This window comes from Isoptericola sp. NPDC057653 (assembly GCF_042799955.1).
Lineage (GTDB): Bacteria > Actinomycetota > Actinomycetes > Actinomycetales > Cellulomonadaceae > Isoptericola.
In genome coordinates this window covers 108,217-127,773 of sequence record NZ_JBHVHP010000003.1, presented here as the reverse complement: position 1 = coordinate 127,773, position 19,557 = coordinate 108,217, and the positions used below count along the sequence as shown (strand labels likewise).

The following is a 19,557-nucleotide window of genomic DNA, read 5'->3' as shown; positions in this document are numbered from 1 at the left end:
TCCCTCGGGCCCGGATCAGGCGGGGGACGCGGTGACGGCCGCGTACACGCCGGCGTACCGGCCCACGAGCCGCTCCCACGTGCGCTCGGCGGCGAGGCGCCGCCCGGCGTCGACGAGCGTGGCGCGGTGCGCGTCGTCCGTGAGGACGTGACCGACCGCGTCGGCCCAGGCCTCCGTGTCGACAGGGTCCACGAGGACGCCGGCGGGGGAGCCGCCGTCCGGCGCGGCCGGGTCGAGCGGCGAGAGCACCTCGGCGAGGGCGGGCAGGTCGCTGGCGACGACCGGGCGGCCGAGCGCCATCGCCTCGACGGGCTTGAGCGGGGTGACGAGCCGGGTGACACGGTCGGGCCGCCGGGGCACGAGCACGGCGTCGAGCGCGGCGAGACAGGTGCGTGCGACGTCGCGGGGCACGCGCCCGGGCAGCAGGGCGTGGTCGCCGAGCCCGAGCTCGTCGGCCAGGCGCAGGAGCCGCGGCCGGTCGACGCCGTCGCCCACGATCAGCGCGGAGACGTCGACGCCCTGGGCGCGCAGCCGCGCGACGGCGCGCAGCACGGTGTCCAGGCCCTCGTACCCGACGACGCTGCTCACGGTGCCGACGACGAACGGCGCGGTGCGCAGCCCCAGCAGGGCCCGGGCCTCGGCGGGGGAGGGGGCGGGCCCGAGCAGCGCGGCGTCGACGGCGTTGGGCACCACGGTGACGCGCCCGCCGGGGACGCCGCGCGAGACGAGCTCGTCGCGCATCGTGCCGCTCAGCGTGACGACGTGGTCGGCGGCGAGGGCCAGCGCGGTCTCCTTGGCCCGCAGCAGCGCGAACCGCTCGGACGCGGCCGCTCGCTCGCGGGCCTCGGGCGTGGGGTGCGAGGCGGCCCAGGTCTCCTCGGGCAGCCCGCGCACCTCGTACACCCAGGGCAGGCCGACCCGGGCCGCGGCGGTGCGTGCCGCGTCACCGGTGGTCCAGGGCGTGGTCGCGTGCACGACGGCGGGCCGTGCCTCCTCGAGCGCGCGCACGAGCAGGTCGACGCCGTCCCGGGACCTCCGGCCGTGGTCCGCGGGCAGCGACCGCGGCACCAGGCGTCCGTACGGGACGCCGTCGACCACGTCCGTGCCGCGCGCGCCCAGCACGCCGATCGTGAGGGGGTAGCCGGCCCGCGTGGTCGAGGTGACCCGGTGCCCTGCGGCGCGCTGCGCCGTGAGGATGGCGTGCGTCCGCAGGGTGTAGCCGCTCTGCGTGTGCGGCAGCGAGTTGGTGAGGTGGTGGTGCACGGGGACCGGAAGATCACCCGCTCGGGGTCCGGCGGCCTTTTCACCCGCGCGAGGGCCCGGATCGTCCGCATCGTGAGACGTTCCGGGGAGGACGGCCGCCTCGAGCAGCGCGACCTGGCCGAGCAGGGACGCCCGCACCCGCCGTCCCGACCGGGTCGAGGGGTCGGCGGCGCGCAGGGCGGCGACGTCCCCGGCCTGCCACGCCGCGCGCAGCCGGCCCGCCTCGCTCGAGGAGCCGTCGCCCAGGAGGCGCTCCACCCGCGGCACGACGACGACGCTCACCCGCGCCGGGGTGCGGCGGGCGGCCTGCAGCGCCAGCCACGCCGGGTCGGTCGCCAGCGCGCCGCCGACGAACGACGCGGCCAGGCGGGCGTTGCGGGCCAGCTCGCGCAGCCGGGTCACGCCGCCGTCTCCCCGGAGCCCGTGAGCTCGCGCAGCAGCTCCAGGTAGCGGTCGGCGAGGACGTCGTCGTCGGCGTTCCGGGCCACCCACGACGCGGCGCGGGGGTCGGCGTCGGGCACCTCCCCGGCGGCGGCCCAGCCCGACCACAGCTCGGTGAGCGCGTCGACGTCGCCGGGCGGCACGACCGAGCCGGCGCCCGAGCGCTGCACCAGCGCCGCCGCCTCGCCCGCGACGCACGCGGTGGCGTACGCGCCGGAGGCCATCACCTCGTACAGCTTCGACGGCACGGTCCACTCCAGGGGCTTCCAGTCGCGCAGCGACACGACGACCGTGTCCGCCCACGCGTAGTAGCGGCGCACGTCGCCGGGCGGGACGTGGCCGACGAAGGTCACCGGCGCCCCGAGCTCCGCCACGAGCTCCTCCAGGAACGGGACGCGCGCCCCCGCGCCGACGATCCGGACGTCGAGGGGTAGCCCGCGCCGGGCCACCTGCGCGGCCGCGCGCACCACGGACTGGAGGTCCTGGGCGCGGCCCACGGTCCCCGCGTAGACGGCGCGGAGCGGCCGGGCGCCCGACGCCGGCGGGTCGCCCTGGGTCAGGTCCGCGGCGTCGTCCGACGTGAGGGGCTGGAACGACGTCCCGTTGCGCACCACGGCCACGCGGCGCACACCGCGCTCGAGGAGCACCTGGGCGAACGTCTCGGTGGTGGTGACGACGGCGTCGGCACGCGCCTGCAGGCGCGTCACGGCGCGGTGCACGAGGGCGCGCGAGCCCGCGAGCAGCCGGGCCGTCAGGGAGCGGCGGGCGTCGAGCACCCCGCTGGGCTCGATGAGGTCGGGCCAGGCGTCGCGCATCTCGATGACCAGGCGGGCGCGGAACGCCCGGGCCAGCACCCAGGCGGCGAACATCGACGGGATGCCCGGCACGGTGCCGACCACGACGTCGGGCCGCTCGCCCGACTGCCGGAAGTGCTTGAGGCCGAGCGTGACGGCGCTCGCGGCGGCCACCGCCTGGTCGCGGGTGCGCGACAGCAGGTCGGGGCCGTGCGGCCGGAACCGGGTGCGCACCACGCGCTCGCCGTGCCGGCCGCGCGCGACCGAGCCGGGGCGGTGCGCGCCGTGCGCGTCCTGGAGCTGTCCGCTCGGGTAGTGCGGCGGCGGGGTGAGGACGGCGACGTCCACGCCGGCCTCCATGAGGCGCGGCGTCAGGGTGTCCCAGCGACGCTGCGGCGCGCCGTTCTCGGGCGGGTAGTGGTGCGTGACGAGCAGCATCCGCGGACGGCGCGCCGGCGTCCCCCTGCTGCCGCGCATCCTCCGTGCCTCCCCGGTCGCCGTCGTGCGTCCCTTGCCCGGGGCGCACCGGGCGAATGCTACGGCGGGAAGCGTCACGAGCGGAACACAGGTTCTCCGCGGGCTGGCCGTATGATCCCGCCCTGTGAGCCGAGCGACCGCCGACCCGACGCCCGCCCCCGTGGGGGACCCGTCCCCGCGCCGTCACGCCCGCGCCGAGGCGCGCAGCACGCACCGCGCCCTCGCCGTCGTCGGGGTCCTGGTGCTCCTGCTCGCCGGCGGCGGCTTCGGCGCCGCCTGGTGGTTCCAGCACCAGCTCGACAGCAACATCGAGCGCCTCGGCGACCCGTTCGCCGGGATCGAGAACAACCCGGAGCCCGCGGACGAGGCGGACGACAAGGCCGTGAACCTCCTGGTGCTCGGCTCGGACAGCCGGATCTCGGCCGGCGACCCGTCGCAGTGGAAGGCCGGCGCGCAGCGCACCGACGCGATCATGCTGGTCCACCTCCCGGCCGACCGCGAGAGCGCCCAGGTGATCTCCATCCCGCGCGACTCGTGGGTCGACATCCCGGGCCACGGCCAGGCCAAGATCAACGCGGCCTTCTCCTACGGCGGCCCGTCGCTGATGATCCAGACCGTCCAGGACCTCACGGGGGTGAAGATCGACCACTTCGTGGTGACGGACTTCGACTCGTTCACCGCCATGACCGATGCCCTCGACGGCGTCCGCATCCGCGTGCCGGAGGACATCGGCGACGGCAAGAAGGTCTTCTTCACCAAGGGCGTGCACATGATGTCCGGCGAGGAGGCGCTGACGTACACGCGCCAGCGCCACGGCCTGGCGAACGGCGACTTCGGCCGCGTGCAGCGCCAGCAGAACTGGATGCGCGCGATCCTGGCCAAGGTCAACAACAACCGGAACGACGTCAGCATGATGACGTCCTTCTTCACCACGGTGAGCAAGTCCGTCGCGGCGGACGACGGCTTCACGATCGACCGGATGCGCAACCTCTACATGAGCGCGCGCGGGCTGAGCACCAACGACGTCACCTTCATGACGGCGCCGTACTCGGGCACGGGCCGCAGCGACGACGGCCAGTCGATCGTCGTGCTCGACCGCGACCGGTTCGACCCGCTGATGGCGTCGATCGCCAAGGACAAGGCGGCCGGGTACGTGGACAAGCACGCCGACGACCTCGAGGTCCTCCCCGCCACCGTCAAGTAGCGACGGGTCGCGGATGACGCGCCTCGCGCGACGGGCGGTCGCGCCGCGCAGCGCCACCCGACCGCCGGGTCTCCTGGCGGTGGTCCTGACGACCGTCCTCGCGCTGGCACTCGTCGCGTGCTCCGCGCCCTCGTCGGGTCCTGCGCCCGGGGCGACGACGCCCGCCGGGGCGGGCGGGACCCCGGCCGCGCCCCGGCCGACGGGCAGCCCGGCGCCGGCACCCGCCCCGGCCTGCCCGGGCGGGGAGCGGCTGGACCGCCCGGACCGCACCGTGCGGGCCGCTTACGGCGTCACCGGCTACTTCGCCTTTCCGTCGCCGTCGCGGTGCGCGACGCGCGCGACCGTGCAGGGGGCGCACGCGATCGGCGCGGACACGCTCGTCACGTTCGGCGCGCAGCTCTCGCCCGCCACGCCCGCGGACCTGCGCCCGGGCGCCGACGACCCCTTCGCCGGGTTCGCGGTGGACGGCGCGGACGGCTACCGCCACGCGGTCGCGCGCACCGGCGGTGGGTCGGTGCGGCACGTCTACACGTACGGGGGTCGGACGACGTTCGGCGACGCCGCCCTGTTCTGCCCCGGCCGCGACGGACGGTCGGCGACGGCGGCTGGCGTCTTCACCTGGTGGCTCCTGCCCGTCGAGGGCGGGTACAGCGACTGCGACTCGCCGAGCCGCACCTACGACCTCGTGGTGGCGTTCGACGACTCCGCGGCCGACAGGGACGTCCTCCTGGTCACCGACGCCGCGCTGTTCGGGATGTCCGTCTACCTGGGGCTGCCGAGGCCGGCCCCGGACCCCGAGGTGCCCTACCGCGCCGACGACTCCTTCACCCAGACGCTCGGGGCGTTCACGTCCCGCATGCTCGCGGACTGGGACGCCAAGGTCGGCCGCAGCCCGGGCTTCGCGGGCGCGTACCAGACCCTCGAGACGGCCGTCTTCACGGACGCGGCCACGTGGGCGCCCAACCTGAGGGTGTACGAGCTGCAGCACCGCGTCGTCGGCTACCGGCTCCCCCAGGACAAGCAGCGCGTGGTGGTGAGCCCGTACGCCGACCTCCGTCGCGGCGCCGTGCCCGTCGCGGCCGTGCGTCCCGCGCTGCAGCGGATCGCGGACACCCGCGCGGGAGTCACGATGGTCCTCGCGCCGCAGGACGGCGGGGGCACGGGCCGGGTGGGGGTCTTCGCCCGCGCCGAGCGGGACGACCCGGTCCGGCCGGACCTGCGCGGCGTCGTCGGCGACACCACCTACGGGGCGGCCTACGCCGCCTCGACGGCGACGCTCTACGCGGAGGCCGCGAAGGTGCGCGGCGTGACCCTGTGGGCGAACGTCGAGGCGTTCCGGCCGCCGGGACAGGTGGGCGACCGGGCGCCGAGCGACCTGGCGACGCTCGACCGGCAGGTCGCGCTGGCCCGGCCGCACGTCGCGAAGGTCGTCGCCTACCGGTGGGACGACTACCTCGACGCCTCCGGTCTCGCCGACGCGATCGCCGCGCGCGGGTGACGCGACCGGCCGGGAGCGAGGGTCAGGCCGCGGTGTCGACGGCGACGCGGCCGTCGGCGAACGCCATGCCCTGCACCACGGTGCCGGGGTAGCGGGCGGCGAGCAGGCGCTGCACGTCGAGGGAGATCCGCGCGTCGCTGCGCAGCTGCACGGAGCCGGCCGGCAGGCCCTTGGCCGCGAGCACGGTCTCGATGCGGTTCGCCGCGAGGCCCATGAGCTTGTGCGCGGGGAGGCCGCCGGCGCTCGCGTCGACCGTGAGCACCGCGACGCCGCCGTCGAAGCTCTCGACCCGCAGGCGCGAGCGCACCGCGGGGACGAGCCGGGTGGCGAGCTTGAGGGGCCCGGGCAGGTTCTTCACCGCGCGGGCGTCGGCGACGACCTCCAGCTCGTCGCCGGCTCCGCCGACCGACGTGACGAATCGGGGCAGTGTCCGGCCGCCGAGGAGGCCGAGCTCGTTCAGGGTCTCCGCGAGGGACATCTCGGTGCGCACGGCGCATACCGTACTTGACTCCGCCGCCGACGTGTCGCGGGTCACCGCCGGGCGCGGAATAGAACGATTCGATACCCTGTTGCCCAGGGAGACGACCGACCCGAGGAGAAGGAGATCCGTGGCCCCCGCGAGCGACGAACCGACCGGGGGGCTCGCCCCATGAGTGCCACCTTCTCCTCCCTCAAGTACACGAACTACCGCATCTGGTTCGCGGCCGCCCTCGTCGCCAACGTCGGCACGTGGATGCAGCGCATCGCGCAGGACTGGATCGTCCTCACCGACCTCAGCGACAACTCCGGCATCGCCGTCGGCCTCACCACGGCGCTCCAGTTCCTCCCGTTCCTCGTGCTGTCCCCGTGGGCCGGGGTGCTGGCCGACCGGCTGCCGCGCCGCCGCCTCCTCATGGCCACGCAGGCGGGCATGGGCGTGCTCGCGCTCGGGCTCGGCGCGCTCGTCCTCTCCGGCCGGGCCGAGCTGTGGCACGTGTACGTTTTCGCCCTGCTGCTCGGCATCGTGTCCGCGCTGGACAACCCCGCCCGCCAGACGTTCGTCGCGGACATGGTGCCCGCCGACAAGCTGCCCAACGCCGTCGGCCTGAACAGCGCGTCGTTCAACGCGGCGCGGCTCATCGGCCCGGGCGTCGCCGGGCTGCTCATCGCCGCCGTCGGCGCCGGCTGGGTGTTCGTCATCAACGGCGTCACCTTCGGCGCGACGATCGCGGCACTGGCGCTCATGCGCGTGCGCGAGCTCCGTCCGCAGCCCGCCCCACGGCGCGCGAAGGGGCAGATCCGCGAGGGCGTGCAGTACGTGCGCCGGCGCTCGGACATCGTCGTGATCATGGTCGTGATGTTCGTCGTGTCGACGTTCGGGCTGAACTTCCAGCTCACGTCCGCGCTCATGGCGCGCGTCGAGTTCGGGCGCGGCGCGGGAGAGTACGGCATCCTCGGGTCGGTGCTGGCGATCGGCTCCCTCGCGGGCGCGCTCCTGGCCGCGCGCCGCGACCGGCCGCGCGTGCGCCTCGTCATCGGCTCCGCGTTCGCCTTCGCGGTCTCCACGGCCGTGCTGGGGCTCATGCCCACGTACGCGTCGTTCGTGGTGGCGTGCATCCCCGTGGGGCTGTCCTCGCTCACGATGATGACGGCGGCGAACAGCGCCCTGCAGGTCTCCACGGACCCCGCGATGCGCGGCCGCGTCATCGCGCTCTACGTGATGATCTTCCAGGGCGCGACGCCGATCGGGTCGCCGGTCGTCGGCTGGATCGGCGAGGCCTGGGGGCCACGCTGGTCGATCCTCGTCGGCTCGATCGCGACCTTCCTCGTCGCCTCGGCCGCGACCGTGTGGGCGGTGCGCCGCTGGCACCTGAGGGTGCGCTACCGCGTGCTGAGCCGCCCGCACCTCGAGGTGGTCTACCTCGACCGCGAGGTGCTGCAGGGCGCGACGACCCGCGACGGCGTGCGCCGCGAGCTCAGCCGCGCCGACGCCGAGCGGGTGCCCACCACGGCCTGAGCCGTCAGTGGCGCGGGGCCGCCTCGCGCTTCGCGGCGTGGCGCGTGACGCGCTCGCTGGCGGTGGTGCCGGCCTGCCGGGCCATGCGCGCCTCGAACTCCTGCTGGTCGCGCATCTCGTCCTCGGTGGGCCACATGAGCACCACGAAGACGAGCGCCACGGTCAGCGCCGCGATCCCGAGGATGAGCGGGCCGAGCAGGTCGATGGCGGTCGTGCCGCTGGTGGGGACGCCGGGGGTCCCGGTGATCGTCAGCGCCGCCATGCCGGTGTAGTGCATGCCGCTGACGGCCACGCCCATGATGAGGGCCGCCCCCAGCGTCGCGCCGCGGCCGCGCACGTTGACGCTGAGCCACAGGGCCGCCGTGGCCGCGATGATCGCGATGGCCACAGACAGCCCGACCACGGGCAGCGAGAACTCCATGCCGCCGCTCATCCGCATGGCGGCGATGCCCATGTAGTGCATGGTCGCGACGCCGAGCCCCGCGACGACACCGCCCGAGACGAGCCAGACGGGGCGGTCGCCGGCGAAGCCCACGATGAAGAGCCCGATCGCGACGACCACCACGGCCACGAGGGCGCTGAGCACCGTCTGCGGGATGTCGTAGTTGATCGGCATGTCCGTCACCGTGAAGCCGAGCATGGCGATGAAGTGCATCACCCAGACGCCCGTGCCGCCGATGGCGAGGGCGCCCACGAGCAGCCAGACCGCCCGGGTCCTGTTGTCGGTCGCCGCGCGGGCCCGGGACGTGGCCGACAGGCCGGTGGCGGCACCGAGGCACGACGCGACGTACGCCAGCACGGGCGTGATGAGCCCGTAGGTGAAATGGTGCATCTCCGGCATGGGGGGCCTCCCGGCTTCCTCGCCCGAACAGGACGAGGCGGCACGTTATCAGCCCGTGACCTGACGGGTGAAACGTGCCGCCTGACCTGCGGGTTTGCCGGACCGCGGAGCGGCGGCGCGAGCGGCGTGCGTCAGCCGAGGTGCGCCACGACGTGGTCGATGCAGGCGGTGAGGGCGCGCACGTCGTCGGGCTCGACGGCGGGGAAGACGCCCACGCGGAGCTGGTTGCGGCCGAGCTTGCGGTACGGGAAGACGTCGAGGACGCCGTTCTCGCGGAGGGTGCGCACGACCGCCGTCGCGTCGATCGCGTCGTCGAGGTCGATCGTCGCGACGACGGTGGACCGCTCCGCCGGGTCGGTGACGAACGGCGTCGCCCAGTCGCGGGCGCCGGCCCAGTCGTAGAGCACGCCCGCCGACTCCGCGCAGCGCGCGCTCGACCACGCGAGCCCGCCCTGCTCCAGGAGCCACTCGACCTGCTCGGCCAGGAGCACGAGGGTCGCGACGGCCGGCGTGTTGAGGGTCTGGTCGAGCCGGGAGTTCGCGAGCGCGGTCGTCAGGGAGAGGAACTCCGGCACCCACCGGCCCGTGGCCGTCCCGGCGGTCCCCTCGACCCGCTCGGCCCGCTCCACGGCGGCGGGGGAGAGGGCGGCGAGCCACAGGCCGCCGTCCGCCGCGAACACCTTCTGCGGGCCGAAGTAGTAGACGTCGGTGTCGGCGACGTCGACGGGCAGCGCGCCCGCGCCCGACGTCGCGTCCACGAGCAGCAGCGCCCCGTCGGCGCGCGCGTCCTGCACCTGGCGCACGGGCGCCATCGCGCCCGTGGAGGTCTCGTTGTGGGGGGTCGCGTAGACGTCGACGCCGTCCGTGCGGCGCAGCCGGGCCACCGCGCCGGGCTCGGCGCGGACCACGTCCGGGTCGGCGAGGAACGGGGCCCGGGTGGTCGCGGCGGCGAACTTGCCACCGAACTCGCCGAACACCGCGTGCTGCGCGCGCCGCTCGACCAGGCACGCCGTCGCGACGTCCCAGAACGCGGAGGACCCGCCGTTGCCGAGGGCCACCTCGTACCCGTCGGGCAGCGCGAACAGCGTGGCGAGCCCGTCGCGGACGCGGCGGACCAGGTCCTTCACGGGCGGCTGGCGGTGCGAGGTGCCGAGGACCGGGGCGGCAGGGTCGCCCGCGGCGGCGAGCGCGGCCACCTGCGCGGCGCGGACCTTGGAGGGGCCGGAACCGAACCGGCCGTCGCCCGGCAGGAGCGACGGCGGGATGACGAGGGTCGGCTGGGTCGGCACGGTCGGCACGGTCGGCGCGGCGGGCATGGTGTCTCCGGTTCCGGGCGGGGGAGCGGGTCGTCGGTGGCGCAGGGCAGGATGGCGCGGGGAGCACGCACGACGGCGCCGCGCGACCCCGCCTGCGCCCACGCGTGCGAATAGACTAGGCCGCGCCGAATGACGGGAGTTGACGTGACCGACCTGATCGACACCACGGAGATGTACCTCAAGACGATCTACGAGCTCGGTGAGGAGGGCATCCCGCCGCTCCGCGCCCGGATCGCGGAGCGACTGGGGCACTCGGGCCCCACGGTGTCGCAGACGGTGGCGCGCATGGAGCGCGACGGGCTCGTCGTCGTCACGGGCGACCGGCACCTGGAGCTCACCGAGGCCGGGCAGGCCAAGGCGACCCGCGTGATGCGCAAGCACCGTCTCGCCGAGCGCCTCCTCACGGACGTCATCAAGCTCGACTGGGAGCACGTGCACACCGAGGCGTGCCGCTGGGAGCACGTGATGAGCGACCTCGTCGAGAAGCGCCTCGTGACCCTGCTCGACCACCCGCACGCCGACCCGTACGGCAACCCGATCCCCGGGCTGTCGGAGCTCGGCGAGCAGTTCCAGGACGTCCCGTTCCTCGAGGGCGTGCAGTCGCTGCCGGCGGTGCTGGCCGCGGGGCGGGTCGCGGGCGAGGCCGACGGCGAGGGCAAGGACCTGGTGCTGCAGCGCATCGCGGAGCCCCTCCAGGTGGACGTCGAGCTGCTGGCCCGTCTGGCCGAGTCCGGGATCGTGCCGGGGGCGCAGATCACCGCGCGGACCGCCGGGGACGACGTCACGGTCGAGGTCGAGGGGTCCGGCGTCGTCCTGGACCTGCCCGAGGAGCTGGCGCGCCACCTCTTCGTCGCGAGCCGCTGACCAGCGCAGGGAGGCCCCGGCGGGGTCGGCACGCCACATCGTGACCGCAGCGTGACATCGCCCGGGGTCTTCCGGTACGGTCGGGGGCGCTCGCCGGAGTTCGATCCGGGGAGCGCTCGACCGGACGCCGAACCCTGCCACCGGCCGAGCTCCACGGACATCCGCACGGCAGGAGCGGGGGACCCACTTCGGGCGTCGGTGACGACGTCCTCGGGGTGAAGCCGAAAGGGCCCGGACACGGGCCCGGAAGGCCGGGTGTTTCTCCCACCCGAACCCGACAGCTGACCTCGCAGGCGACAGGAGAGGTAGACACGTGACCGCACGCACGAGCCACGGCCGGCATCGCGCCGCCCGTCGTCCGATCGCCATCGCCCCGACGGGTGCCGCCGGTCGCCGCGCGGCCGTCGTCGCCGCAGCCGGTGGCATCCTGGTCTCGACCTTCGCCAGCGCGGGCGCCGCGCAGGCGGCCCCGGTCGACACCGACGCCGCCCAGAAGCTCAGCACCGTCGACCTCGGCGCCCTGACCGACCAGGCGCGCGAGGCCCTCGAGGCCGCCCCGGTCGTCACCGTCGACGCCAAGGCGAAGGTCGACGTCGAGAAGCTCACCGCGAAGATCGCGGCGGGCGCCAAGATCACCCCGGCCCCCGAGCCCGAGCCGGAGCCCGTCGTCGAGCAGGTCTCGAGCACCACGACGAGCACCGCCTCCACCGCGACGGACTCCCGGTCCTCGGACACGGCCTCCCGCTCGGAGGACCGCGCCGCCGTCGAGACCGCCGTCCCGGCGTCCGCGAACGGTTCGGCCATCGTCTCCATCGCGATGCGCTACGTGGGTGTCCCGTACGTCTCCGGCGGCAGCAGCCCGTCGGGCTTCGACTGCTCGGGCCTGACCCAGTACGTCTACGCGCAGGTCGGCATCAACCTCCCGCGCACCTCGTCGGCGCAGCGTTACGCCGGCACCGTCGTCTCCGCCTCGGCCGCGAAGCCGGGCGACCTGATCTGGACGCCGGGCCACATCGCGATCTACGCCGGCAACGGCATGCAGATCGACGCCCCGAAGCCGGGCGACGTCGTGAAGTACCGCGCGATCTGGCAGTCGAACCCCACGTTCATCCGCGTCGGCTGAGTCCGTCCGTCGCGTCCTGACGACGCCCCGTCACGCCTCCGCGTGGCGGGGTTTCGTCGTGTCCGGGGAACCGGTTCGACCTGGGCCGACGACGCCTGCGGAGCCCCGTCCACAGGGGCTGTGATCGAAACGTGACATTGCCGCTGCGGTCCGCTACGGTGTCATCCATTCGGCGGTCATCCGCCGATTCTCGACCGGCACGCCGAGCCCTGCCGCCGGCCGAGAACCGCAACCGCATGGCAGGGGCGGGGGACCCACTTTCGGGCACCGGAACACGGTGTCCTTGGGGTGAAGTCGCACGGACCCAGGTCCGCGCGGCCGGGTGATTTCTCCCACCCGAACCCGACAGCTGACCTCGTAGGCGACAGGAGAGGGAACACGTGAACGCACGTACCACGCGCGCCCGGCACCGTGCCGCGCGCCGTCCGCTCGGCGGGCTGGTTCAAACCGCGACCGGCCGCCGCGCCGCTGTCGTCGCCGCAGCCGGCGGACTGCTCGTCTCGACCTTCGCCAGCGCGGGTGCCGCGCAGGCGGCCCCGGTCGACCACGACGCATCGAAGAAGCTCAGCACCGTCGACCTGGGCGCTCTGAGCGACCAGGCCCGCGAGGCCCTGGAGGCGGCCCCGGTCGTCACCGTCCAGGCCAAGGCGAAGGTCGACGTCGAGACGCTCAGCAAGAAGGTCGTCTCCGGCGCCAAGATCACCCCGGCCCCCGAGCCGGAGCCGGAGCCCAAGCCGGAGCCCGTCGTCGAGACGCGCTCCACGACCGAGACCGTCTCGCGCTCCTCGGAGCGCACCGAGGCCCCGGTCGCCGCGACGACGGCGACGAGCTCGTCGATCGGCGCCCAGGTCGTCTCCATCGCGCACCGCTACATCGGCACGCCGTACGTCGTGGGTGGCTCCACCCCGGCCGGCTTCGACTGCTCGGGCCTGGTGACCTACGTCTACGCCCAGGTCGGCGTCAGCCTGCCGCACCAGTCGAGCGCCATCCGCAACGCGTCCAACGTCTCGGTCGTCTCGGCCTCCGAGGCGCGTCCTGGCGACCTCATCTGGTCCCCGGGGCACATCTCGATCTACATCGGCAACGGTCAGCAGATCGACGCCTCGCGTCCCGACGGCTGGGACACCCGGATCCGCGACATCTGGCAGTCCAGCCCGGTGTTCCTGCGCGTCCAGGCCTGATTCACCGCAAAGCGCCCCGGTACCTCGGTACCGGGGCGCTTTGCTGTGCCTTGCGCCTACCTTTCGCTACGCTTGAACCGGGCGCCCTCGACGACGAGGGCGGGCTCCCTCGCCAGCGGACAGGAGGCGCAAGATGACACGGCCTGAGGTCGTCCTGGTAGGTGTTGACGGGTCTGCAGCGAGCCTGCACGCCCTCGACTGGGCCGCCGCGTACGCGCGGCGGGTGGGGTGGGGGCTGCACGTCGTCTGTTCCTACTCGTTGCCGTCGTTCACGGCCGCGTCGCTCGACGGCGGGTACGCGGCGCTGGACGACACCGCGATCCAGGAGGGCGCCAAGGCGGTCCTCGCGGAGGCGGAGGCACGCGTGGCCGCCGCCGGGGTCCCGGTGCAGGGCACGGTCGCGACCGGCGACGCGGCGGGCGTGCTCGTCGAGATGTCCCGGGAGCACGCGCTCGCCGTCGTGGGGACACGGGGCAAGGGCGGGTTCACCGAGCGCCTGCTCGGCACCGTCTCGTCGGCGCTGCCGGCGCACGCCCACTGCCCGACGGTCGTGGTGCCGTACCGGGGCGGTGACGGCGGGACCGACGCCGCCGAGCGGCGCGACGGCGACGCCGTCCACGAGGTGCGGCGGATCGTGGTGGGCGTCGACGGGTCGCCGTCCGCCGAGGTCGCGCTCAAGCACGCCGTCGCGCAGGCGAAGGCGTGGGACGCGGAGCTCGTCGCGGTGGCCGGGGTCCCCCTCGGCGGCGGCGCGGGGATCCTCGCGTGGCTGCCGTCGCAGATCGACCACGAGACCGTGCTCGCCGACGTCAAGGCCGGCCTGGACGTGACGGTCGACCGGGCGCAGGCCGCCAACCCGGGCGTCACGATCAAGCGGCACGTGCTCGACGGCACCGGCGCCGAGCTCCTCACCGAGTTCTCCACCGGCGCCGACCTGATCGTCGTCGGCTCCCGCGGACGCGGCGGCTTCCGCGGCCTGCTGCTCGGCTCCACCAGCCAGGCGGTGCTGCACCACTCCGCGTGCCCCGTGCTCGTCGTGACGCGCAAGTGCGACGAGGAGCTCGACCAGGACGAGTCCTCCGCCGCCTGACGTCCTGGGCGGATCGTGGCCCTGTCCCGACTCGGGACGGGGCCACGATCACGTCCTCGACGGAGTCAGTGGCGGGTGCGGTACAGGCGCATCGTGATGGGGCCGAGGACCCCGGTGAGGACGACGGCGGCGACGAGCACCCAGACGATCTCGCCGCTGTCGGGGGTGCCCGCCATGAGCCCGCGCACGGCGGTGACGAGGTGGGTGACGGGGTTGATCTCCACGAACCGCTGGAGGGCGGCCGGCATCGTCGACGGGTCGACGAAGATGTTCGACGCGAAGGTCAGCGGCATCAGCACCATCATCGACACGCCCATCACGGCGTTCGGGGTGCGCAGCAGCAGGCCCAGGATCGTGAAGATCCAGCTCAGCGAGAACGCGAAGACGAGCAGGAGCAGCACGCCGAGCACGACGCCGACGAACCCGCCCTCGGGCCGGAACCCCAGGATCAGGCCGAGCCCGATGGTCATGACGGACGCGATGGAGTAGCGCACGGTGTCGCCGAGCAGCGCGCCGACGATGGGTGCGGGGCGCCAGATCGGCAGGGAGCGGAACCGGTCGAAGACGCCCTTGGTGATGTCCGTGTTCAGCGTGTAGCCGGTGTACACGGTCACGATGACGATCGTCTGCACCAGGATGCCGGGCAGCAGGAACTGGATGTACGCCGTGGTCGAGCCGGCCAGCGCTCCGCCGAACAGGTAGGTGAACATCAGCGTGAAGATGACGGGGGAGACCAGCACGTCGAACAGCTGCTCGGGCACGTGCTTGATCTTCAGCAGCGCGCGCCACGCGAACGTCAGGGTCATCGCGAGCGCGGGCGGCCGGGCCGGGCGCTCGGTGAGCGCCACCGCCTGGCGCAGGGTGGTGGTCGTGATCTCGGCGGGGTCGGCGGACGTGGTCATCGGGACACCTCCTCCTCGACGGGCCGGGCGTCGTCCTCGTCGGCCGGCAGCGGCTTGCCCGTGATCGTGAGGAACACCTCGTCGAGGCTCGGCTGGCCCAGCGTGAACTCGGGGACGGCGATGCCGGCCTCGCCGAGGGCGGGCAGCAGCCGCGCCACGTCGTCCGCCCCCTCGTCGGGCACGCGGGCCGACAGGGCGTACGGGTCCGTGGGCAGCGTCGGCGCCGACCCGAGCACCTTCTCGACGACGCTCGCGGCCGCGGCCCGCTGGGTCGCGTCGGCGAGGCGCATCGTCACCGCGCCCTGGCCCACCGAGCGCTTGAGCTCCGTCGACGTCCCCTCGGCGATGACGACGCCGTGGTCGATGACGGCGATCCGGTCGGCGAGCTGGTCCGCCTCCTCCAGGTACTGGGTGGTGAGCAGCACGGTGGCGCCGTCCGCGACGAGCACGCGCACGATGTCCCACACCTGGTTGCGGCTGCGCGGGTCGAGACCCGTGGTGGGCTCGTCGAGGAAGAGCACGCGCGGGGCGAGCACCAGCGACGCCGCGAGGTCGATGCGTCGCCGCATGCCGCCGGAGTAGGTCTTGACCTGCCGCGCGCCGGCGTCGGAGAGGCTGAACGCGTCGAGCAGGCCCTCGACGCGCCGTGGGCCGGCCGCGCCGCGGAAGCCGTACAGCCGGGCCAGCATGAGCAGGTTCTCGGTGCCGGTCAGGTCCTCGTCGACGGAGGCGTACTGGCCGGTGAGCCCGACGGCGCTGCGCACGGCGTCGGCCTCGGCCACGACGTCGTGCCCGAGGACGCGGGCGCTGCCGGCGTCGGGGCGCAGCAGCGTCGCCAGCATCCGGACGACGGTGGTCTTGCCGGCGCCGTTGGGGCCGAGCAGGCCGAACACGCTGCCGGTCGGGATCTGCAGGTCGACGCCGTCGACGGCCTTGGTGACCTGCTTGCGGGTGGTGAAGTGCTTGACGAGCCCGTGGGCGTCGACCGCCAGGTCGGCAGTGCCTGCGGCGGGGGCGCGGGGCGTGGGCGGGTCGGACATGGGAACTCCCGGGGTCGCCTGAGTGAGGTGCGTCACGTCCCAGGCTAGGACGGCCCTGCGACGGCGAACTCATCGGCCGCCCGTCGTGGCAGGGTGGCGCCCATGACCACGGAGCACGCGACCAGCGACCTGTTCGACGCCGACCACCTCGCCGCGTGGGTCGCCACCCAGGCCGGCTTCGCGCGGGTCCCGGGCGTGCAGTACGCGGTGCGGGTGGGCGACGACGTGGTGCTCGAGGGCGCGTGGGGCGTCGCCGACGTCACGACCGGGGAGCCGCTGCGCCCGGACCACGTCTTCCGCGTCGCGTCGCACTCCAAGACGTTCACGGCGACGGCGGTGGCGCGCCTCGCGGACCGGGGCGCGCTGCGGCTCGACGACCCGTTCGAGGCCCACCTCCCGGAGCTCGTGGGCGCGGCCGTCGGCCGGGTGACGCTCCGCGAGGCCCTCGGCCACACCGGAGGCGTGCGGCGCGACGGGCGCGACGCCGACTTCTGGCAGCTGGGCGCGCCGTTCCCCGACCGCGGGGCGCTGGTCCAGTCGGTGCTCCTCGACGGCGCCGTCCTCGGGCGGGGCGAGGTCTTCAAGTACTCGAACCTCGCCTACGGGCTGCTGGGGCTGGTCGTGGAGGCCGTCACGGGCCTGCCGTTCGCCGACCACGTCCGGGCCGACCTCCTCGAGCCGCTCGGGCTGCGGCGCACGACCGCCGATCGAGCCGACGGGCCCGCGCACGTCGTGGGCCACTCCGCCCTCGGCGTCGCGGACGACGGCCGCCTGCCGGTCGCCCCGGTGCGGACGGGCGCCCTCGCGGCGGCCACCGGGTTCTGCTCGACGGCGGGGGACCTCACGCGCTGGTTCGCCGCGCACGCGGACGGCTCGGACCTGCTGCGCCCCGAGAGCCGCCGGCTGCTGCAGCGCGACGAGTCGGCGATCGACCGACCGCACGCGCGGCCGCGGCGCTACGGACTGGGCCTCGAGTCGCGGGAGCTCGAGGGGCGGCGCGTCGTCGGGCACGGGGGCGCGTTCCCCGGCCAGCTCAGCCGCACCTGGGCGGACCCCGCCGGGCGGGTCGTGGTGTCGGTGCTGACCAACGCCGTCGACGGCCCTGCCGAGGCCGTCGCGACCGGGCTGTTCTCCCTGGTCGCGACCGCGCTCGACGCAGGTGCCCCGGACTCCGACGCCGACCTCGCAGCCCTGGACCGCCGCACCGGCCGCTTCGCGAACCTGTGGGGCCAGACCGACGTCGTGCGGCTCGGTCAGGAGCTGTGGCTGATCGACCCTCGCCGGGAGGACCCGCTGGCCGGCGCGGAGCGGCTGGTCGCGGACGGCGAGGACCTGCGCCTGCCCGTCCACCCGGGCTTCGGGGCGCCGGGAGAGCCGGTCGAGCTGCTGCCCGACGCCGACGGGCGGCCCGCGGGGATCGTCGTGGGCGGGCTGACGTCGTGGCGGGCGGACGACTACGAGCGCGAGCGGAGGGCCCAGCTCGAGGCGCTCAGGGCTCGGGGAACGTCGGCGTGATCGGCTCCAGGCGCGTCGCGGGGGAGGGGCGCGGCTCGTCGAAGGTCTCGACCTCCACCGTCTCGGGCGCCAGGAGCCGTGCGACGGCGGCGGCGAGGTTGGTGCGGATCGCGGCGACGAGCCCGTCGGCGTCGCGCGCCTCGAAGCGCTCGACGAGGTCGACGTGCGACTCGGCGGCGTCCTTGCGCACCGCGTAGTCCTCGCTGAGCGTGAAGCTCGCGATCCGGACCTCGACGATGAGGGTGGTCATCCAGCGCAGCAGCCAGGGGTTGCCGGCGGCGGCCACGAGCGACCAGTGCACGTTGAGGTCGGCGTCCCCGACCCGCCGGGCGTCCTCGCTGCGCTCGGCGGCGACGAGGGCGTCGTGCGCGGCTCGGACGGCTGCGACCTGCGCGGGCGTGGCCCGTTCGACGGCGAGCGGGGCGGCCGACGTCTCGACGACGGTGCGCGCCTCGTAGAGCGACCGCACCCGGTCGGCGCCGATCCGTACCACGCTCAGGCCCCGGCCGGGCGTCGACCGCAGCAGGCCCTCCTGGACGAGGCGCTGCGCGGCCTCGCGGAAGGGCCCGCGGCTCACCCCGAGCTGGCTCGACATCTCGACCTCACGGATGGGCGACCCCACGGGCAGCGCCCCCGAGTAGACGGCGTTGCGCAGCTCGACGGTGATGAGGTCGACCGTCGACGGCCGTGTCACCGGCGACAGGAACGGTGCGCTGCCGACGGGGACCCGTGACGACGGGGTCATCTGCTCTCCTTCCACGTGGTCGGGGACCGCCCCGACGGGACTCAATCATCCCGCGGCCCGGCCGTCCGGCCAGATCGTGACCCTCTTGTGACCATGACATGACTGCGTTCTGGGACCGCTGAAGGCCCCTCGGCGTGGCGTCGGGCGCTGCCGCCACCGCGTTGACCTGCGATGACGTCGAGCCGTCCGGGTGTGAGTGCCACGTCCTGGAGGATTGTAGACAATCCGACATGCGGATACATAGATTGTCATCGCGTCGGCATCACGGCTACGGTGTCGCACCGTCCAGACCCAACAGCCCGGCGCGACTCCCGCCCGGGCACGGAAGGGAGACACCGTGTCGTCCATCAGGACCACGAAGCGCCGCCGGGCGATCCTCGCCGTCGGCTCCGTCCTCACCATGACCGCCCTGACCGCCTGCTCCAGCGTCGACGACGGCGGCACGGGCGGCGGCGGTGGATCGACCCTGCAGAAGATCAAGGACGCCGGGACGGTCAACGTCGCCTTCAACGGCGAGAAGCCGTACAGCTACAAGGACGGCGACGAGCTCACCGGCGCGACGATCGCCCTCGACAAGGAGATCTTCGCGTCGCTCGGTGCCGACGACGTCCAGGGCACCCAGACGGAGTGGAACTCGCTCATCCCGGGGCTGAACGCCGACCGGTACGACACGGTGTCCGCGGGCATGTCGATCCTTCCGGACCGCTGCAAGGCGGCGGAGTTCGCCGAGCCCACCATCATGTACACCACGGCGTTCCTCGTGCCGAAGGGCAACCCCGACCAGCTGACCGACTGGCAGTCGGTGGAGGACTCGGGCCTGACCATCGCCGTCACGAGCGGCGCGATCGAGGACGGCTACGCCAAGTCCACGGGCGTCAAGACGATCACGGTCGGCGACTCGACGGACGGTCTCAACGCCGTCGTGACCGGCCGCGCCGACGCGTTCGCGCTCACGGGCATCTCGATCCGTGCGCTCGCCGACAGCACCGACGAGGACGTCGAGGCCACGGACGCGTTCGTCGCGTCGATCGACGGCGTGCCTCAGATCGGCGCCGGCTCCGAGGTCTTCCGCAAGGGCGACACCGAGCTGCGGGACGCCTACAACGAGGAGCTCGCCAAGATCACCGGCGACAAGGACAAGTGGCTCGAGATCATGGAGCCCTTCGGCTTCACCGAGGCGGAGTTCCCGCCGGAGGGGCTGACCGCCGACATGCTCTGCGACGGCGACCTCGGAGCCATCCAGGACCAGCTGGGGCTGGACTCCTGA

General features: G+C 74.2%; 17 protein-coding genes and 2 riboswitches. Of the genes, 9 read left to right on the top strand and 8 right to left on the bottom strand.

What is annotated here, in order from left to right:
- Window positions 1-15: 15 nt before the first annotated feature.
- Window positions 16-1,665 carry a glycosyltransferase family 4 protein gene (locus ACFU9A_RS17580; RefSeq protein WP_430576590.1) on the bottom strand — a complete coding sequence of 550 codons (1,650 nt, stop codon included), beginning with the start codon at window positions 1,663-1,665 and terminating at the stop codon, window positions 16-18.
- Window positions 1,662-2,975, bottom strand: coding sequence for a glycosyltransferase family 4 protein (locus ACFU9A_RS17575; RefSeq protein ID WP_430576589.1), 1,314 nt, complete (start codon window positions 2,973-2,975; stop codon window positions 1,662-1,664). Before ACFU9A_RS17575 ends, ACFU9A_RS17580 begins: the two co-directional genes overlap by 4 nt.
- Before the next feature lie 124 nt (window positions 2,976-3,099).
- Between ACFU9A_RS17575 and ACFU9A_RS17570 the strand changes: the two genes are divergently transcribed.
- Both ACFU9A_RS17570 and ACFU9A_RS17565 read left to right on the top strand, forming a co-directional pair.
- Entirely contained in the window at window positions 3,100-4,179 is a 1,080-nt protein-coding gene (locus tag ACFU9A_RS17570) for an LCP family protein (protein ID WP_430576588.1), read from the top strand.
- A 79-nt stretch (window positions 4,180-4,258) separates the two neighbouring features.
- Window positions 4,259-5,677, top strand: a complete 1,419-nt coding sequence (locus ACFU9A_RS17565; RefSeq protein ID WP_430576587.1) for a hypothetical protein — start codon at window positions 4,259-4,261, stop codon at window positions 5,675-5,677.
- A gap of 22 nt (window positions 5,678-5,699) precedes the next feature.
- Here ACFU9A_RS17565 and ACFU9A_RS17560 read toward each other — a convergent pair whose 3' ends face one another.
- A complete protein-coding gene (locus ACFU9A_RS17560) occupies window positions 5,700-6,167 on the bottom strand; it encodes a hypothetical protein (RefSeq protein WP_430576586.1) in 468 nt (155 codons plus the stop codon).
- Window positions 6,168-6,326: 159 nt separating this feature from the next.
- On the opposite strand from ACFU9A_RS17560, the gene ACFU9A_RS17555 reads away from it, so the two are divergent.
- Window positions 6,327-7,673: an MFS transporter gene (locus tag ACFU9A_RS17555; RefSeq protein WP_430576585.1), complete on the top strand. Its 1,347-nt coding sequence runs from the start codon at window positions 6,327-6,329 to the stop codon at window positions 7,671-7,673.
- A 4-nt stretch (window positions 7,674-7,677) separates the two neighbouring features.
- Here ACFU9A_RS17555 and ACFU9A_RS17550 read toward each other — a convergent pair whose 3' ends face one another.
- Window positions 7,678-8,505 carry an MHYT domain-containing protein gene (locus tag ACFU9A_RS17550; protein WP_430576584.1) on the bottom strand — a complete coding sequence of 276 codons (828 nt, stop codon included), beginning with the start codon at window positions 8,503-8,505 and terminating at the stop codon, window positions 7,678-7,680.
- A 140-nt stretch (window positions 8,506-8,645) separates the two neighbouring features.
- A complete protein-coding gene (gene serC, locus ACFU9A_RS17545; protein ID WP_430576583.1) occupies window positions 8,646-9,830 on the bottom strand; it encodes a phosphoserine transaminase in 1,185 nt (394 codons plus the stop codon).
- Window positions 9,831-9,974: 144 nt separating this feature from the next.
- On the opposite strand from serC, the gene ACFU9A_RS17540 reads away from it, so the two are divergent.
- The 4 genes from ACFU9A_RS17540 to ACFU9A_RS17525 all read left to right on the top strand — a co-directional run bounded on the left by ACFU9A_RS17540 (window position 9,975) and on the right by ACFU9A_RS17525 (window position 14,088).
- Window positions 9,975-10,694, top strand: coding sequence for a metal-dependent transcriptional regulator (locus tag ACFU9A_RS17540; protein ID WP_430576582.1), 720 nt, complete (start codon window positions 9,975-9,977; stop codon window positions 10,692-10,694).
- A gap of 132 nt (window positions 10,695-10,826) precedes the next feature.
- Window positions 10,827-11,004, top strand: a riboswitch (cyclic di-AMP (ydaO/yuaA leader).
- A 3-nt stretch (window positions 11,005-11,007) separates the two neighbouring features.
- Window positions 11,008-11,817, top strand: a complete 810-nt coding sequence (locus tag ACFU9A_RS17535) for a C40 family peptidase (RefSeq protein WP_430576581.1) — start codon at window positions 11,008-11,010, stop codon at window positions 11,815-11,817.
- A 217-nt stretch (window positions 11,818-12,034) separates the two neighbouring features.
- Window positions 12,035-12,197, top strand: a riboswitch (cyclic di-AMP (ydaO/yuaA leader).
- On the top strand, window positions 12,198-12,998 hold the full coding sequence (locus ACFU9A_RS17530; RefSeq protein ID WP_430576580.1) for a C40 family peptidase: 801 nt from the start codon (window positions 12,198-12,200) through the stop codon (window positions 12,996-12,998). It begins immediately after the preceding riboswitch.
- A 133-nt stretch (window positions 12,999-13,131) separates the two neighbouring features.
- Entirely contained in the window at window positions 13,132-14,088 is a 957-nt protein-coding gene (locus tag ACFU9A_RS17525) for a universal stress protein (protein ID WP_430576579.1), read from the top strand.
- Window positions 14,089-14,153: 65 nt separating this feature from the next.
- Here ACFU9A_RS17525 and ACFU9A_RS17520 read toward each other — a convergent pair whose 3' ends face one another.
- Window positions 14,154-14,990, bottom strand: coding sequence for an ABC transporter permease (locus tag ACFU9A_RS17520; RefSeq protein WP_430576578.1), 837 nt, complete (start codon window positions 14,988-14,990; stop codon window positions 14,154-14,156).
- Window positions 14,987-16,030 carry an ATP-binding cassette domain-containing protein gene (locus ACFU9A_RS17515; RefSeq protein WP_430576577.1) on the bottom strand — a complete coding sequence of 348 codons (1,044 nt, stop codon included), beginning with the start codon at window positions 16,028-16,030 and terminating at the stop codon, window positions 14,987-14,989. Before ACFU9A_RS17515 ends, ACFU9A_RS17520 begins: the two co-directional genes overlap by 4 nt.
- A gap of 102 nt (window positions 16,031-16,132) precedes the next feature.
- Between ACFU9A_RS17515 and ACFU9A_RS17510 the strand changes: the two genes are divergently transcribed.
- Window positions 16,133-17,545, top strand: a complete 1,413-nt coding sequence (locus ACFU9A_RS17510) for a serine hydrolase domain-containing protein (protein ID WP_430576576.1) — start codon at window positions 16,133-16,135, stop codon at window positions 17,543-17,545.
- Here the strand turns inward: ACFU9A_RS17510 and ACFU9A_RS17505 are convergent.
- The gene (locus tag ACFU9A_RS17505) at window positions 17,520-18,290 is read right to left on the bottom strand and encodes a GntR family transcriptional regulator (RefSeq protein ID WP_430576575.1); all 771 of its coding nucleotides are present in this window, start codon (window positions 18,288-18,290) and stop codon (window positions 17,520-17,522) included. The two genes, ACFU9A_RS17510 and ACFU9A_RS17505, sit on opposite strands and share 26 nt — an antisense overlap.
- 337 nt (window positions 18,291-18,627) lie before the next feature.
- On the opposite strand from ACFU9A_RS17505, the gene ehuB reads away from it, so the two are divergent.
- Complete coding sequence (ehuB, locus tag ACFU9A_RS17500) at window positions 18,628-19,557, top strand: ectoine/hydroxyectoine ABC transporter substrate-binding protein EhuB (protein WP_430576574.1); 930 nt, start codon at window positions 18,628-18,630, stop codon at window positions 19,555-19,557.

What these genes read in the sequence shown, in the direction of transcription:
- ACFU9A_RS17525 (WP_430576579.1), top strand. Translation starts at nt 13,132, where the DNA reads ATGACACGGCCTGAGGTCGTCCTGGTAGGTGTTGACGGGTCTGCAGCG.
- ACFU9A_RS17555 (WP_430576585.1), top strand. Translation starts at nt 6,327, where the DNA reads ATGAGTGCCACCTTCTCCTCCCTCAAGTACACGAACTACCGCATCTGG.
- ACFU9A_RS17575 (WP_430576589.1), bottom strand. Translation starts at nt 2,975, where the DNA reads ATGCGCGGCAGCAGGGGGACGCCGGCGCGCCGTCCGCGGATGCTGCTC.
- ACFU9A_RS17505 (WP_430576575.1), bottom strand. Translation starts at nt 18,290, where the DNA reads ATGACCCCGTCGTCACGGGTCCCCGTCGGCAGCGCACCGTTCCTGTCG.
- ACFU9A_RS17510 (WP_430576576.1), top strand. Translation starts at nt 16,133, where the DNA reads ATGACCACGGAGCACGCGACCAGCGACCTGTTCGACGCCGACCACCTC.
- ACFU9A_RS17520 (WP_430576578.1), bottom strand. Translation starts at nt 14,990, where the DNA reads ATGACCACGTCCGCCGACCCCGCCGAGATCACGACCACCACCCTGCGC.
- ACFU9A_RS17515 (WP_430576577.1), bottom strand. Translation starts at nt 16,030, where the DNA reads ATGTCCGACCCGCCCACGCCCCGCGCCCCCGCCGCAGGCACTGCCGAC.
- ACFU9A_RS17550 (WP_430576584.1), bottom strand. Translation starts at nt 8,505, where the DNA reads ATGCACCATTTCACCTACGGGCTCATCACGCCCGTGCTGGCGTACGTC.
- serC (WP_430576583.1), bottom strand. Translation starts at nt 9,830, where the DNA reads ATGCCCGCCGCGCCGACCGTGCCGACCGTGCCGACCCAGCCGACCCTC.